The sequence below is a fragment of the Allobosea spartocytisi genome, assembly GCF_014764685.1.
Lineage (GTDB): Bacteria > Pseudomonadota > Alphaproteobacteria > Rhizobiales > Beijerinckiaceae > Allobosea > Allobosea spartocytisi.
This window is the reverse complement of sequence record NZ_JACXWY010000015.1, coordinates 1-14,469: the sequence shown is the minus strand read 5'-3', so window position 1 is coordinate 14,469 and position 14,469 is coordinate 1. Positions and strand designations below refer to the sequence as shown.

Annotated in this window: 13 protein-coding genes; 7 read left to right on the top strand and 6 right to left on the bottom strand. The window is 66.5% G+C overall.

The window, feature by feature from the left end:
* Window positions 1-29: 29 nt before the first annotated feature.
* The 4 genes from IED13_RS20285 to IED13_RS20270 form a co-directional block, all read right to left on the bottom strand.
* On the bottom strand, window positions 30-905 hold the full coding sequence (locus tag IED13_RS20285) for a MurR/RpiR family transcriptional regulator (RefSeq protein WP_051987586.1): 876 nt from the start codon (window positions 903-905) through the stop codon (window positions 30-32).
* 229 nt (window positions 906-1,134) lie between these two features.
* Window positions 1,135-1,938 carry an SDR family NAD(P)-dependent oxidoreductase gene (locus tag IED13_RS20280; RefSeq protein ID WP_191125249.1) on the bottom strand — a complete coding sequence of 268 codons (804 nt, stop codon included), beginning with the start codon at window positions 1,936-1,938 and terminating at the stop codon, window positions 1,135-1,137.
* 158 nt (window positions 1,939-2,096) lie between these two features.
* Window positions 2,097-3,116, bottom strand: a complete 1,020-nt coding sequence (locus tag IED13_RS20275) for a TRAP transporter substrate-binding protein (protein ID WP_191125248.1) — start codon at window positions 3,114-3,116, stop codon at window positions 2,097-2,099.
* Window positions 3,117-3,172: 56 nt separating this feature from the next.
* On the bottom strand, window positions 3,173-5,041 hold the full coding sequence (locus tag IED13_RS20270) for a TRAP transporter large permease (protein WP_191125247.1): 1,869 nt from the start codon (window positions 5,039-5,041) through the stop codon (window positions 3,173-3,175).
* A 233-nt stretch (window positions 5,042-5,274) separates the two neighbouring features.
* Here IED13_RS20270 and IED13_RS20265 point away from each other — a divergent pair, with 233 nt between their 5' ends.
* From IED13_RS20265 to IED13_RS20255, 3 genes are read left to right on the top strand one after another with little or no spacing between them, the layout of a single operon-like run.
* Window positions 5,275-6,162 carry an IclR family transcriptional regulator gene (locus IED13_RS20265; RefSeq protein WP_191125246.1) on the top strand — a complete coding sequence of 296 codons (888 nt, stop codon included), beginning with the start codon at window positions 5,275-5,277 and terminating at the stop codon, window positions 6,160-6,162.
* Window positions 6,159-7,793, top strand: coding sequence for an acyl-CoA synthetase (locus IED13_RS20260; RefSeq protein WP_191125245.1), 1,635 nt, complete (start codon window positions 6,159-6,161; stop codon window positions 7,791-7,793). Before IED13_RS20265 ends, IED13_RS20260 begins: the two co-directional genes overlap by 4 nt.
* Window positions 7,790-8,641, top strand: a complete 852-nt coding sequence (locus IED13_RS20255) for a PCC domain-containing protein (RefSeq protein ID WP_191125244.1) — start codon at window positions 7,790-7,792, stop codon at window positions 8,639-8,641. Before IED13_RS20260 ends, IED13_RS20255 begins: the two co-directional genes overlap by 4 nt.
* A 112-nt stretch (window positions 8,642-8,753) precedes the next feature.
* Here the strand turns inward: IED13_RS20255 and IED13_RS20250 are convergent, their stop codons facing one another.
* Complete coding sequence (locus IED13_RS20250) at window positions 8,754-10,379, bottom strand: acyl-CoA synthetase (protein WP_191125243.1); 1,626 nt, start codon at window positions 10,377-10,379, stop codon at window positions 8,754-8,756.
* A gap of 174 nt (window positions 10,380-10,553) precedes the next feature.
* On the opposite strand from IED13_RS20250, the gene IED13_RS20245 reads away from it, so the two are divergent.
* Genes IED13_RS20245 through pepT form a run of 4 tightly spaced genes read left to right on the top strand, consistent with a single transcriptional unit; the run spans window position 10,554 to window position 13,340 of the window.
* Window positions 10,554-10,814 (top strand): AbrB/MazE/SpoVT family DNA-binding domain-containing protein, encoded by a 261-nt coding sequence (locus tag IED13_RS20245; protein WP_113254502.1) that lies wholly within the window; start codon window positions 10,554-10,556, stop codon window positions 10,812-10,814.
* The gene (locus IED13_RS20240; protein WP_191125242.1) at window positions 10,811-11,206 is read left to right on the top strand and encodes a type II toxin-antitoxin system death-on-curing family toxin; all 396 of its coding nucleotides are present in this window, start codon (window positions 10,811-10,813) and stop codon (window positions 11,204-11,206) included. The genes IED13_RS20245 and IED13_RS20240 overlap by 4 nt, the downstream gene beginning before the upstream one ends.
* Window positions 11,203-12,090, top strand: a complete 888-nt coding sequence (locus IED13_RS20235) for a beta-keto acid cleavage family enzyme (RefSeq protein WP_133564569.1) — start codon at window positions 11,203-11,205, stop codon at window positions 12,088-12,090. The genes IED13_RS20240 and IED13_RS20235 overlap by 4 nt, the downstream gene beginning before the upstream one ends.
* A gap of 20 nt (window positions 12,091-12,110) precedes the next feature.
* Window positions 12,111-13,340, top strand: a complete 1,230-nt coding sequence (pepT, locus tag IED13_RS20230; RefSeq protein ID WP_191125241.1) for a peptidase T — start codon at window positions 12,111-12,113, stop codon at window positions 13,338-13,340.
* A 100-nt stretch (window positions 13,341-13,440) separates the two neighbouring features.
* Here pepT and IED13_RS20225 read toward each other — a convergent pair.
* Window positions 13,441-14,469: autotransporter family protein (locus IED13_RS20225; protein WP_191125240.1), on the bottom strand; the 1,029-nt coding region annotated here is incomplete at its 5' end.

Below are 14,469 nucleotides of genomic sequence, written 5' to 3'. Positions count from 1 at the left end.
ATTATTTCGTCAATGCGGAATGGATATTCCTATGCTTTTCCAAGCTGGCTGCGGCGGCGGCTCCTGCCGCGGCCGTCGCGGCGCGCCTCGCCGATGCCGACGGTCAGCGCCATCGCCAGCGCCATGGTCGAGGCCAGCGTCCGGAAGCCGCCGAAATCGGCTTCCGCGACCTCGAACCAGAGCTGCGCGAAGCTCGCGAGCGGCGAGAAGGCGCTGTCGGTGATGGCGACGAGCGGCACGCCGCGCTCGGCAAGGCCACGGGCATCCTCGACGGTGGCCGGCGCGTAGGGCGAGAAGCTGACGACGAGCACGGCGTCTTTCGGCGTGGCGAAGGCGATCATCTCGGGGTCGAGCCCGGCCGCCGATTCGACGAGCTGGTAGCGCACGCCGAGCTTGCCGAACGCATAGGCGAGATAGCTCGCGATGGGGTAGGAGCGGCGGCGGGCGAGGATGTAGATGGTCTCGGCGCCGGCCAGCAATTCGATCGCCCGGTCGAGCGTCCCCTCGTCGAGGCTGCGGCTCATCACATCCAGCGATTTGCGTGAGGCGGTGAGGAAACCGTCGAGAATGTGATGGTTGCCGGCCGGGCCTTCGCCGCTCCGCAAGGTGCTGAGGCGTTCCTCGTAGCTGGAATTGCGCTCGCGCAGGCGCTCGCGGAAGACGCCCTGCAGGCTGGTGAAGCCGTCGAAGCCGAGATGCTGGGCGAAGCGAATCAGCGTCGAGGGCTGGACACCGGCGGAAACGGCGATGCTGGCCGCGGTGCCGAAAGCGATTTCGTCGGGGTTGTCGAGCGCATAGGCGGCGATCTGCGCGATGCGTTTGGGCAAACTCTCACGCTGGGCGAGGATCAGTGTGCGCAGGCCGTCGAAATCACGCGGCAGTTCCGTCGTCGCCATATCGCTCATGCGTCGTTCGTGCTCGCGGCGGATTCTCTATGCGCGACAGTTCTGGCAGCGATGACGAAATGGAGCAAGCGTTCCAATGGGGGAATGAACGGTCGATGGGGAGAGGGGGAACGTCATGCTCGGGCCTGACCTGAGCAGCTCTTGCTGGGGGCGGTTCCTGCGTCTCTTCCTGCCAGAGATTCTCGGGTCTCCGCTCCGCTTCGCCCGAGAATGACGCGAATGCTCTTGTTCAACCCAGCGGAGCGGTGGCGCAGCTCTGGCCGCCATCGACTGGCAGGCAGACGCCCGTGATGAATTTCGCCTCGTCCGAAGCCAGGAAGATCGCGGCGTTGGCGATATCCCAGGCCGTGCCCATCTGGCCGAGCGGCACGAGCGCGTTACGGGCGGCGACCATCTCCTCGGCGGAGGCGTATTGCGCGGAGATCTGCTTGTAGATCAGCGGTGTGTCGATCAGCCCGGGCATGATGCAGTTCGCCCGGATGCCCTGCCTGGCATACTGCATGGCGAGCGCGACCGTCGCCTGGTTCACCGCCGCCTTGGTCGCGTAATAGGCGAAGTAGGGATAGCCGGTCCAGCGGATGGCGGCGAGCGAGGAGATGTTGACGATGGCGCCGCCGCCACCCTTCAGCATCTCCGGAATGACGGCCTTGGCGCAGCGATAGACCGAGCCGAGATTGAGCTGGAGCGAGGCGTTGAACTGCTCCTCGGAGAGCTCGACCGGCCCGCCCATATGGGTGACGCCGACATTGTTGTGGAGGATGTCGATGCGGCCGAAATGGCTCACGGTCTCGGCGACGCAGGCCTCGACCGAAGCGAGATTCGTGACGTCGGCCGCAAGCGCCAGAGCCTTGCCGCCTTCGCCGGCGATGATCGCGGCGGTTTCCTCGGCGGCCTCGCGATTGAGGTCGATGCAGGCGACGCCGGCGCCCTCGCGGGCATAGGCGACCGCCGCGGCCTTGCCATTGCCCCAACCGGGGCCGGAGGAACCGGCGCCGAAGACGATGGCGATCTTGCCCTTCAGCCGGTCGGCCATGATGATCAGTCTCTCGCTATCGGAAATATCCGCGGGTCATCCCGGACAAGCGGCGAAGCCGCGCCGATCCGGGATCCATGCCTGAACTCTTCCGGCATGGATCCCGGGCCTTCGCTTCGCTGCGCCCGGGATGACCCGCGTGTGGTGGCTGGCGCCGATCAGCTCAGCGAGCTGCCGACGGCCTTTTCCAGGATCGCCCAGGCTTCGTCACCGTATTTCTTCTTCCATTCGGCGTAGAAGCCGGCCTTGCGCAGCGCCTCGCGGAAGGCGTCGGCCTTGGTCTCGTTGATGGCCATGCCCTTGGAAGCGAGCTCGCCCTGCAGGCCGGCATTGAGCTTGGCGACGTCGTCGCGCTCCAGCAGCGCGGCGGCGTTGATGTTCTTGGCGACGATGGCGCGCAGGTCTTCCGGCAGCTTCTCCCAGGCGCGGCGATTGGCCAGGAACCAGAAGCCGTCCCACATATGGTTGGTCAGCGAGAGATATTTCTGCACTTCGAAGAGCTTCGCGGTCGAGATGATCGCGAGCGGGTTCTCCTGGCCGTCGACGATCTTGGTCTGCAGCGCGGTGTAGACCTCGGCGAAGTTGATCGAGGCCGGGGCCGACTGGAAGGCGGTGAACATCGAGGTCCAGAGCGGCGAGACCGGCACGCGGATCTTGAAGCCCTTGAGGTCTTCGGGCGTGGCGACCGGGCCCTTGGACGAGGTGATCTGGCGGAAGCCGTTGTCCCAGATCTTGTCCATGACGACGAGATTGGCCTTGTTGATCTGGCCGCGGACATAGGCGCCGAGCTCGCCGTCCATCGCCTTCCAGACGGCGTCGTAGTTCGGGAAGGCGAAGCCGATGCCCGAGAGCGAGGCGTTGGCGACCAGTGTCGAGAGGATCAGCGGCGAGAGCGTGAAGAACTCGACGCCGCCCGAGCGGACCTGGCTCAGCATGTCCGTGTCGGAGCCGAGCTGGTTGTTCGGGAAGATCTGGATGTCGACGCGGCCCTTGGTCTCTTCCTTGATCTTGGCCACAGCCTCGTTGGCGCGCATGTTCATCGGGTGCGCGACGGGCAGGTTGTTGGCGTATTTATAGGTGAACTCGGCGGCCTGGGCGTTGGCGCGGCCGATATGGAAGGTGCCGATGGCAGAGGCGGCGGCTGTCGCCTGGAGCAGGGTACGGCGCGAGATGGTCATGGGCGTTTTCTCCTTGAGAGCGTCTGTTGTTTGTTTCTTGTGGTTGGCGGCGAGCTTCACAGCACCCAGGTCGAGAGGCCGGGGACGAGGGCGATGACGACGAGGCCGACGAGGAGCGCGATGAGATAGGGCCAGATCGCGCCCATCGCCTCGTCCGGCGAGACGTTGCCGATCTTGCAGGCGATGTAGAAGCCGATGCCGATCGGCGGCGCCATCAGGCCGATATTCATCGCAGTGACCACGACCATCGCATAGTGCACGTCGTTGATGCCGAGGCTCTTGGCGATCGGGAACATCAGGGGCGCCAGCAGCACGATCGCCGGCAGGCCTTCCAGCACGCAGCCGAGGATCATGAAGACGACGATCGACACCGCCATGAAGCCGAGCCAGCCGCCGGGCAGGTTCGCCATGAAGGTGGCGAGGTCGCGGGCGAAGCCGGTCTGGGTCAGCGCCCAGGCCATGGCGAGCGCCGTGCCGAGAATGACGAGGATCGCGCCGGAGAGGGCCGCCGTCTCGACCAGCATCTGGTAGAACTTGCGCGGGCCGATGCCGCCATAGAGCACGATGCCGATGACCAGGGCATAGAGCACGGCGATGGTCGAGACCTCGGTCGCGGTCGCGACGCCGCCGCCGACTGCGGCGCGGATGATGAAGGGCAGGACGAGTGCGGGAGCGGCGACGAGCGCGACCTTGCCGATCACCGCGAGCGGAGCGCGGCGCACGCCCTTCATGTCCTCCGCCGCCGCCTTCCAGCGCGCGAGGCCGGCGAGCGCCACCAGCAGCACGCCCGCGATGACGAAACCGGCATTGAACAGGCCGGCGATCGAGACGCCGGCGACGGAGCCGAGCACGATCAGCACGATCGAGGGCGGGACGGTGTCTGCCATCGCCGCGCCGGTGGAGAGCAGCGCGATCAGGTCCTTGGGCTTGTAGCCGCGCCGCTTCATCTCCGGGAACAGCGCGGGGGCGACCGTCGCCATGTCCGAGACCTTCGAGCCCGAGATGCCGGAGACGAGATAGAGCGAGCCGAGCAGCACATAGGACATGCCGGCGCGGACATGGCCGAGCAGCGAGGCCAGGAAATCGACAATCGCCTTGCCCATGCCGGTGGCGTCGAGGATGCAGCCGAGTAGCACGAAGATCGGCACGGAGAGCAGGATGAGGCTCGACATGCCCTCGTCCATCCGCCCGATCATCACGAGCATCGGGACGTTGGTCGAGAAGGCGAGGAAGGCGAGCGTGCCCAGCCCGAAGCAGAAGGCGATCGGCACGCCCGCGACGAGGCAGGCGGCGACGACGCCGATCAGGAAGATCAGGATGTTGTAGTAGCCGAGGCCCTTGAGTGTCGGCCCGAGCAGCCAGAAGGCGAGGCCGAAGCCGCCGATGATCACCGCGGCGGCGGCGATGTCGACGAGAGGCGCGGTCTTGAAGAGATAGCGCAGGGTCAACAGCCCCATCAGCACGATGCCGACGGCGATGGCCGAGACGCGCCAGCTCACGGGGATATTGAGCGCGGCCGAGGTGACGTAGCTCTCCTCCACCGCATATTCGATGGCCGGATCGACCATCGCGGCCAGGAAGGCGGCGACGACGGTCAGCGCCAGCGTCTCGGTGAACTCGCGTAAGCGCGGGGGCATCATGCCGACGAAGAGCGTCAGGCGCAGATGCTCGTTGCGGTCGACGGCGATGGCGGCGCCGAGCATGGCGAGCCAGATGAAGGCGATCGAGGCGACCTCGTCGACCCAGACGAAGGGCAGCGCGAAGACATAGCGCGAGACGACGCCGAGCAGCAGTACGCCGATGATGAAGGCGACCAGCGCGGCCGCGACCATCTCGACCGGGCGCATGATGGCGGAGCCCGGGCGCGCATCCGCGTTCTCGCTCAGGTTCTCCGGAATCGTCAGGGTATCGGCGATATCGCTCATGCGCCGGCCTCAGTTGCCGGTCGCAAGGCGCAATACGCCTGCACTATGGGATGCCCAAAGGGCCATCATTCCGTTCCTCCCTTCGCGCCGATCTTGTGTGTCGCCGGCGTCGATTGTGGTCCACACTGTGAATAGCCAGACAGCGGGACGGCGGGCAGATTACACGAGGGGTGCGGCATTGCAATCCGCAAAGCGCCCATCTAGGCTTGGGATACAAGAATAAGGTCCATATCATGGACTATCTGGAGGAGCGCTTGCCGCAGAATTCCGCGCCCGAAGCCGGCCTGTCCGGCTCGCAGAGCGTCGACCGGGCGCTCGGGCTGCTCTCGCTGATCGGGCGGGAGCCGGCCGAAGGCCTGCCGCTCGGCGAGATCGTCTCCGGAAGCGGGCTCAACAAGCCGACGACGCGGCGCCTGCTGCTGGCTTTGATGCGCGCGGGCCTGGTCGAGCAGGAGCCGCAGACGCGGCGCTATTGCCTGGGCGAGGAGGCCTTCGTGCTCGGCGTGCTGGCGGCGCGGCGCCACGGCCTGCTCGAAATCGCGATGGACGGCCTGCGCCGGCTCTCGGCCGAGACGCAGGATACGAGTTTCCTGACCGTCCGGCGCGAGAATTACGCGATCTGCCTGCATCGCGAGGAGGGGACGTACCCGGTGCGGACCCATGCCTTGCAGGCGGGCGACCAGCATCCGCTCGGCGTCGGCGCAGGCTCGCTCGCCATGCTGGCGGCGCTGCCCGACGACGATGTGGACCGGGTGATTGCGGCCAATGAAGCCGTGCTGCTGGCGCGCTATCCCGGCTTCGCGCCGGATGCCTTGCGGGTCGATATCGCCGAGACGCGCGCGCGGGGCTTCTCGCTCAATCCCGGCCGGCTCGTCGCCAGTTCATGGGGCATCGGGCGGGCCTTCCGCTATCCGGACGGGCGGGTCGCGGGCGCTTTGTCCATCGCCGCGATCGACAGCCGGATGGCGCCAAGCCGACAGGCGGAGCTTGCCGTGCCGCTGGCGCGCGAGGCCGAGCGCATGGAAGCGCTCCTGGCCGAGATGTTCGTATCCAAGAGGGCCGGCAGGCCCATGACGGCCGCTGTGCCGCGATCCATCGAGACAGGGAGAGCCTCAAGATGAGCTCTGCAACAGCCGCCCCGACCGGGGGCGTCGTGCCGATGACCCGGCGCGTGATGAACCTCGCCCATATCGCGACGCAGAATGCGCGGCGCTTGGCCCGGCATCCCGCCTTCATCTGGGGCGAGAAGACCCTCGATTGGGCCGAGATCGATGCGCAGGTCTCGGCGCTTGCCGCGGGTTTGAAGGCGCGCGGCATCGGCAAGGGCGACCGCCTGCTCGTCCATTCCAAGAATTGCGACGCGATGTTCGTCTCGATGTTCGCGACCTTCCGGCTCGGCGCCGTCTGGGTGCCCACCAATTTCCGCCTGCTGCCGGACGAGGTCGCCTACCTCGCCACGGCTTCCGGCGCGAAGGGCTTCCTCTGCCATGGCGATTTCCCGGAACATGCGGCCGCAGTCGCGGCCGCCAGCCCGGCGCCGGAGTTCACCTGGCGGATCGGCGAGGGCGCTTTCGGCGAGGACGAGGTCGGTGCGGTGATCGCGCGCCATCGCGGCGAAAAGGTCGAGAATGTCGCGGTCGAGCATGACGATCCCTGCTGGTTCTTCTTTACCTCCGGCACGACCGGGCGCTCCAAGGCCGCCGTTCTGACCCATGGCCAGATGGGATTCGTCATCACCAACCATCTCTGCGACCTCGTGCCCGGCTCGACCGAGAAGGACGCCTCGCTGGTGGTGGCGCCGCTCTCGCATGGCGCGGGCGTGCATCAACTGATGATCTCGGCGCGCGGGGCGACCTCGATCCTGCTGCCGACCGAGCGCTTCGATATCGACGAGGCCTATCGGCTGATCGCCAAGCATCGCATCAGCAACATCTTCACCGTGCCGACGATCCTGAAGATGCTGGTCGAGCATCCGGCCGTGGACCAGCATGATCATTCCAGCCTGCGCTACATCATCTATGCGGGCGCGCCGATGTATCGCGAGGACCAGAAGGCGGCGCTGAAAAAGCTCGGCAAGGTGATCGTGCAGTATTTCGGGCTGGGCGAGGTGACCGGCAACATCACCGTGCTGCCGCCGGCCTTGCACGAGGCCGAGGACGGCCCGAACGCCCGCATCGGCACCTGCGGCTTCGAGCGCACGGGCATGCAGGTGCAGATCCAGGACGAGGACGGGAAAGAGGTCGAGGCGGGCGTTCAGGGCGAGATCTGCGTGATCGGGCTGGCCGTCTTCGCCGGCTATTACGACAATCCGGAGGCCAATGCGAAATCCTTCCGCAATGGCTGGTTCCGCACCGGCGACCTCGGCCATATGGACGAACAGGGCTTCGTCTACATCACCGGCCGGGCCTCGGACATGTACATCTCCGGCGGCTCGAACATCTATCCGCGCGAGATCGAGGAGAAGATCCTGACCCATCCGGCGATCGCCGAAGTCGCCGTGCTGGGCGTGCCCGATCCGGTCTGGGGCGAGATCGGCATCGCGGTCTGCGTCAACCGCCCCGGCCAGAATGCGACGGAAGGCGAGATCGCGGATTTCCTTGGGCCCAAGATCGCCCGCTACAAGATGCCGAAGCGCTTCCTGTTCTGGGAGGCCCTGCCGAAATCGGGCTATGGCAAGGTGCCGAAGCGCCTCGTCAAGGACGAGCTGGAGAAGCGCGGGGAGCTCGACTTTCTGAAGGGGAAGGCGTCGTGAGGCGGGTCGAGCAGCCCGGCACCGGAACTCCCGAACGCATCCAGTGGGTGGAATGCGGCGGGCGCGCCTTCTCGCTGACGCTGCCGGCTGGCGTGCCGTTGCTGGAGGCGGTGAGGAGCGGTTTCGCGGCCGAGGGCTTCACCTCGGGCGTGGTGAAGCTCGACGGACTGAAGCTTGCACCCTTCGCCTATGTGATGCCGGCTTTATCGAAGACGCCGGAGCATGCCGCCTTCTATAGCGAGACCTTCCGGCTGGAGGGCGGGGCGCGCATCGAGGTCGGCGCGATGACCTTCGGCCAGCGCGACGGGGCGCCGTTCTTCCATGCGCATGCCTTGTGGGTGGAAGGAGACGGCAAGCGCAGCGGCGGGCATATCCTCCCGGACGAGACGACCGTGGCCGAGACGATCACGCTGCAGGCGGTCGGACTCGATGGTGCGGCTTTCACGGCTGAGCCGGATGGCGAGACGCATTTCAAGCTGTTCGGACCGGTGGCGGCTGCGGCAGGTGGCGCCGGGGATGGACGCTTCTTCGCGTTGCGCGTGAAGCCGAATGTCGATTTCTGCGGAGCTCTGGAGACGTTCTGTGCGGAGCGCGGGGTTCGCGAGGCCGCGATCCATGGCGGGGTCGGCTCGACCATTGGCGCGCGGTTGACGGATGGTGGGGTGGTCGAGAATTTCGCGACGGAGGTCGCCATCACCGATGGTCGGATCGCTCCGGGCGTGGGGGGCTTCGAAGCAGCAATCGATGTCGCGCTGGTCGACTATAGCGGCGCGCTGGCGAGCGGGCGGTTGGTTCGGGGCGACAACCCGGTGCTGATGACCTTCGAGCTGGTGCTGGAGGCGATCTGAGCCGCCGCGTCATTCTCGGGCGAAGCGAAGCGCAGACCCGAGAATCGCTGACAATGAGAGGCGCCATCTGGTCCTGAGATGCTCGGGTCAAGCCCGAGCATGACGGCAGGGTTCAACCGTCCCGCTGCTTCGCGATCTCCCGATTCCGCAGATCCTTGCGCATGATCTTGCCCGTCGCGGTCAGCGGCAGCTCGGTCACAAACTCGACCTCGCGCGGATATTGGTAGGCTGCCAGCCGGTCGCGCACGAAGGCCTGGATTTGCGTCGCCAGTTCCGCTGTGGGCGTGACATCCGGCTTCGGCAGCACGAACGCCTTGACGATCTCGGTGCGGACCGGATCGGGCACGCCGACGACCGCGACCATCAGCACGGCCGGGTGGCGGATGATGCAGTCTTCGATATCACCCGGCCCGATGCGATAGGAGCCCGACGAGATGATGTCATCGTCGCGGCCCTGGAACCAGAAATAGCCTTCTTCGTCGCGGGCGCCGCTATCGCCAGTGACGAGCCAATCGCCGATGAACTTCGCGGCCGTCGCCTCTGGCTGGTTCCAGTATTCCAGCATCATCACCGGATCGGGTCGTGCGACCGCGATCAGCCCCTGCTCGCCATCAGGCAGTTCGCGCCCCTCAGGCGAGATCACCGCGACCCGGTGGCCGGGCACGGCGCGGCCCATCGAGCCGGGCTTCACGGGGTAGAGGCTTGCGCAGTTGGCGACGAGCAGGTTCGCTTCGGTCTGGCCGTAGAATTCGTTGACCGGGAAGCCGAAGGTCTCGCGGCTCCAGTCGAGCATGTCGGCGCCGAGCGTCTCGCCGCCGGTGCCGATCGAGCGCATCGCGTAGCCGAAGCGCTGGGGATCGCGCACCAGCCGCATCAGCTTCAGCGCCGTCGGCGGCAGGAAGGCGTTGCGGACCTTGTGCCGCGCCATCAGCGCGAAGGCGGCTTCCGGATCGAACTTGCGGGCGCGGGATGCCAGCACCGGCACGCCACAATAGAGGCTCGGCAGCAGCACATCGAGCAGGCCGCCGATCCAGGCCCAGTCAGCTGGCGTCCAGAACAGGTCGCCCGGCTGCGGGAAGAAGTCCTGCGGCAATTGCACGCCCGGCAGATGGCCGAGCAGGACGCGATGGGCATGCAGCGCGCCCTTCGGCTTTCCGGTCGTGCCGGAGGTATAGATGATCACGGCCGGGTCGTCGGCGCGCGTATCGGCCGCGGTGAAGCGGTCGGAGGCCTTGGCCATCTCCGCCTCGAAATCGAGATGGCCGGCGCCGCCGACGACGAAGATCCTGCGCAGGTTCGGCAATGCGTCGCGGATCGCCTCGACCTTGCCGATGTTCTCCGCGTCGGTGACCAGCGCGCTGGTGCCGCTATGGCCGAGGCGGTGTTCCAGCGCCTCTGGACCGAACAGGATGAAGAGCGGCAGCGCGATGGCGCCGAGCTTGTAGGCGCCGAGATGGGCGATCGCGGTCTGCGGCGATTGCGGCAGGAGGATGCCGACGCGTTCGCCCGGCCCGATGCCGTGAGCGCCGAGCAGGTTGGCGAAGCGGTTCGAGGCGCGGGCGAGATCGTCGAAGGAGAGCGTCGCGAGTTTTCCGCCGTCCTCCTCGAAGATCAGCGCGGGCTTGCCGGTGCCGTCGGCATGCGCGTCCGAGCAGGCCGTGCCGATATTGAAGCGCTCGGGGATGCGCCAGGCGAAGCGGCGCAACGTGTCGTCGTAGGTGGTGCCGCGTTCGAGCATGTCGGGCCTCGGCGTTCTGGCAGAGCCTCGATTAGGCGTGCGACGCGGTGAACTGGCAAGCTGCGGACAGGCTCATCGGATTTTGGGAGAAGGGCACCCTGCTCTGAAATCGTGAAAGGGTCGCGGCGATACTCATTTTATGTTATACGTTCTGTATAACAGGAGGGCGGGGCCATGAGCGAGCTGAAAAAGGTCGAGGAGACCGAGGCGACGGTGCTGCAGATCCGCAAGATCGGCAATTCGCTCGGGCTGATCCTGCCCAAGGATCTGTTGGCGCAACTCGGTTTCAGCGAGGGAGACAAGCTCGAGCTCGTTCGGCAGCCGGAGGGAGCGCTCAAGCTGCAGCGGCATGAGGATTTGCATGCCCGCGGCATGGCGATCGCCCGCAAGTCGTTCAAGAAATATGCCGCCACTTATCGCGAGCTCGCCAAGTGAGCGAGCCGCTCTGGGTGAGTGTCGAGCTCGCTCTCGATATCCATGCGGAGCAACTCGCCATCTTCGGAGGGCCGGAAGGCGTCCGTGATCGCGGCCTGCTCGAATCGGCCTTGGCCCGTGCCCCGAACAGGTTCTCCTATGGCGAAACCAGCCTCGCAGCGCTGGCGGCAGCTTACGCTTTCGGCATCGCCCGGAACCATCCGTTCGTTGATGGCAACAAGCGTGCAGCCTTCGCCTGCATGTTCGTTTTCCTGGGCCTCAACGGCATCGATTTCGACGTCGAGCCAGCAATGGCCGCAGCCGCTATCCTCGCGCTCGCGGCCGGCGAGGTCGATGAGGCCGGACTGACGCGCTGGATCCGCGACAATTGGCCGAAGGATATGCCGGCATGACCACCCCGATCTGGATCGAGGCCGCGATCAACGGTCCCTGGGGCAAGGAGCGCCAACCCGGCATCCCGATCAGCATCCCCGACATCGTCGCGGACGGCATCGCGGCGGTCGAGGCGGGCGCGGCGATCGTGCATCTGCATGTCTATGACGTCGAAACCGGGCGCCAGCGCGACGACTGGGAGCTCTATGCGCGGGCGATCGAGGGCATCCGCGCCAAGGTCGATGCCATCGTCTACCCGACGATCCCGATCCTCGGTTCCTCCTATGCCGGCGACATGATCAATTCCGGGCGCTACACCCATCTGGAAGAGCTGGCGAAGCGCGGCCTTGCCGAATGGGGCGTGCTCGATCCCGGCTCCTGCAACTGGACGAGTTTTGCCGGTATTCCGCAGGGCGAGGCCGGTTTCATCTACCAGAACCCCGGCGAGCATATCCGCGAGGGCATCGATGTGGCGCGGCGCCACAAGGTCCATCCGAGCTATGCGATCTACGAGCCCGGCTTCACGCGGCTCGGTGCCGCCCTGGCGCGGGCCCATCCCGATCTGCCCGTGCCGATCTACCGGCTGATGTTCTCGGATGCCTTCGCCTGGGGCTTTCCGCCGCGCGAATGGGCGCTCGAAGCGCATCTGAAGCTGCTGGCCGAAGATGCACCTGGCGCTCCGGTGATGATCGCGGGGCTCGGCGTCGATCTGTCCGAATTGATCGGGCCGGCCGTGGCGCGCGGGGTCCATGTCCGCGGCGGGCTGGAGGACGCGCCTTTCGGCTGCGCGAAAACGAATGCGCAGTTGATCGCGGAGACGGTCCGCCGGGTCGAGGCGGCAGGTGGTCGCGCGGCTGACGTCGACGAGGTACGAAGCAGCCTCGCCCGAGCGGGCGGAAGCTGAGAATCAGGGAATTGCGTTCGATGAGCCTGCGAGACGAGTTGCTGGAGCGGTTCTTCCGCTACGTCGCGGTCGAGAGCCAGAGCGATGGCGCGGCGACAATGCTGCCGAGCACGCCCGGCCAGCAGGAGCTGGCGGAATTGCTCGCGGGTGAACTGCGCGCGCTCGGGCTTGAGGATGTCGTTATCGACGCTCATGCGACGGTCACCGCCGTGAAGCGTGGCACGCGCCCGAACGCCCCCCGCATCGGCTTCATCGCCCATGTCGATACGGTCGATGTGGGCTTGTCGCCGGTCGTCAAGCCGCAATTGCTGCGCTTCGCGGGCGAGGATCTTCGTCTGAACGAGGCGCAGGACATCTGGCTGCGCGTGGCGGAGCATCCGGAGATCCTGCCCTGGAAGGGCCATGACGTCGTCTTCAGCGACGGCACCAGCGTGCTCGGAGCGGACAACAAGGCGGCGGTCGCGATCGTGATGACGCTGCTCGCGCGGCTTAAGGCCGAGGACGAGCATGGCGATATCCATGTCGCCTTCGTGCCCGACGAGGAGATCGGGCTGCGCGGCGCCAAGGCGCTCGATCTCGCCCGCTTCCCCTGCGATTTCGCCTATACGATCGATAGCTGCGAACTCGGCGAAGTCGTCTACGAGAACTTCAATGCCGCCGGCGCCGAGATCGTCTTCACCGGCGTCACCGCCCATCCGATGTCGGCCAAGGGCGTGCTGGTAAACCCGCTGCTGATGGCGCAGGATTTCATCGCCGCCTTCGACAGGGCGCAGACGCCCGAGAACACCGAAGGGCGCGAGGGATATGTCTGGTTTACCGGCCTCGACGCGAATGCCTCACAGGCGGTGCTCAAGGCCAATATCCGCGATTTCGACCGCGACTCCTTCGCGGCGCGCAAGCGCAGGATCGGTGAGGTCGCTGAGGATATCGCCGGCCGCTATCCGACCGGCAAGGTGACCTGGAAGGTGAGCGACACCTACGGCAATATCAGCGACAGCCTGGGCGAGGACCGCCGCTCGGTCGAGCTGCTGATGACCGCGCTGAAGGAACTCCAGATCGCGCCGAAGCTCATCCCGATGCGCGGCGGCACCGATGGCGCGGCACTCTCGGCACGCGGGTTGCCGACGCCGAATTTCTTCACCGGCGGCCTCAATTTCCATTCGCGCTTCGAGTGCCTGCCTGTGCCGGCTTTCGAAGCCTCCTATGAGGTGGCGCGGCGGATCTGCCTGCTGGCGGGGAGCGGCACCTAGAGCATCGGACCGAAAAGCGGATTCCACTTTTCGATCCGATGAGACGGAGGTCGGGCGTAAGGGATCGTCGACCCTGCGGCGGCCCCCGGGCCGCGAAGGATTACCAGGTTACCTGGAACCCGACATTGCCCGAGACGCCACGGCTGCGCTCGGAGGAGGCGTTCGTCAGATAGCTCGCCTTGGCGAAGAGGCTGACATTGCTTGCGACCTCCGCGGCGACGCCGCCGCCGATCTCGACAGCCGTCGCGCCATAGCGCGTGGTGATCAGATTGGCGTCGAACAGGGTTTTATCGTTGCCGTCGAAGGTATGCCAGAGATCGACGGTGAGATAGGGCCGCACCGGAATCGCGCCCCAGGTGAAACTGCCCTGCAGGCGCGCGCCGATGCGGCCGGAGACGACATTCGCATCGCGGTGGTCGATCGATGAGAACAGGTCGTTCGTCCGGTCGAGCATCGAGCGCTGCCAGACGAGCTGTGCCTGCGGCTCCAGCACGAGGCCGGCGCCAAGCGCGATCGGATAGCCGCCCTCGATCGACCCGGTGAGGACCGAGCCCGTCGCATCCGCCTTGAGGCCCCGGTCCGAGCGCGGATTGCCGTCGAGCCAGCTATGCATCGCGACCGCGTCGACATACCAGCCGCTCGGGCCGATATGGGTCCAGTAGCCGCCGAGGCTGTAGCTGTTGAGCGAGAGCTTGCCGGCCCGCGCGCGGAGCTGCCCGAGCGCGAAGCCGCGGGTGTCGCCTTCGGCCCGGCCGTAGCCGAAGAACAGGCCGAAGCGGTCGCGATGCCCGTCCGGCCTGTCGATGCCGTAGAGGTCGAGACCGGTCTGGAGCCCGACGATATTGCCCTTGAACTCCGGGCTGACGGTACCGGACTGCGCCCGTTCGCGATGCTCGCCGAAGATGCGGCCCCAGGCGGCCGAGCTCTGCTCGCCGCGGTTCAGCAGATACTGGTCGCCCCGGCGCTGGTGGAAGGTGCCGAGCGTGCTCAGCGCGACCATGCGGGCCGTGGATGGCGTCAGCGTGTTGGCGGCGACCTCGGGCCGATAGAGCGGGACCGTCGCACCTGCCGGGGCCGGCGGGATATAGGGCGTGCCGGGCGCTTGCTGAGGCGTGGGCGGGATGTCGGG

What these genes read in the sequence shown, in the direction of transcription:
- IED13_RS20285 (WP_051987586.1), bottom strand. Translation starts at nt 905, where the DNA reads ATGAGCGATATGGCGACGACGGAACTGCCGCGTGATTTCGACGGCCTG.
- IED13_RS20280 (WP_191125249.1), bottom strand. Translation starts at nt 1,938, where the DNA reads ATGGCCGACCGGCTGAAGGGCAAGATCGCCATCGTCTTCGGCGCCGGT.
- IED13_RS20275 (WP_191125248.1), bottom strand. Translation starts at nt 3,116, where the DNA reads ATGACCATCTCGCGCCGTACCCTGCTCCAGGCGACAGCCGCCGCCTCT.
- IED13_RS20270 (WP_191125247.1), bottom strand. Translation starts at nt 5,041, where the DNA reads ATGAGCGATATCGCCGATACCCTGACGATTCCGGAGAACCTGAGCGAG.
- IED13_RS20265 (WP_191125246.1), top strand. Translation starts at nt 5,275, where the DNA reads ATGGACTATCTGGAGGAGCGCTTGCCGCAGAATTCCGCGCCCGAAGCC.
- IED13_RS20260 (WP_191125245.1), top strand. Translation starts at nt 6,159, where the DNA reads ATGAGCTCTGCAACAGCCGCCCCGACCGGGGGCGTCGTGCCGATGACC.
- IED13_RS20250 (WP_191125243.1), bottom strand. Translation starts at nt 10,379, where the DNA reads ATGCTCGAACGCGGCACCACCTACGACGACACGTTGCGCCGCTTCGCC.
- IED13_RS20245 (WP_113254502.1), top strand. Translation starts at nt 10,554, where the DNA reads ATGAGCGAGCTGAAAAAGGTCGAGGAGACCGAGGCGACGGTGCTGCAG.
- IED13_RS20235 (WP_133564569.1), top strand. Translation starts at nt 11,203, where the DNA reads ATGACCACCCCGATCTGGATCGAGGCCGCGATCAACGGTCCCTGGGGC.
- pepT (WP_191125241.1), top strand. Translation starts at nt 12,111, where the DNA reads ATGAGCCTGCGAGACGAGTTGCTGGAGCGGTTCTTCCGCTACGTCGCG.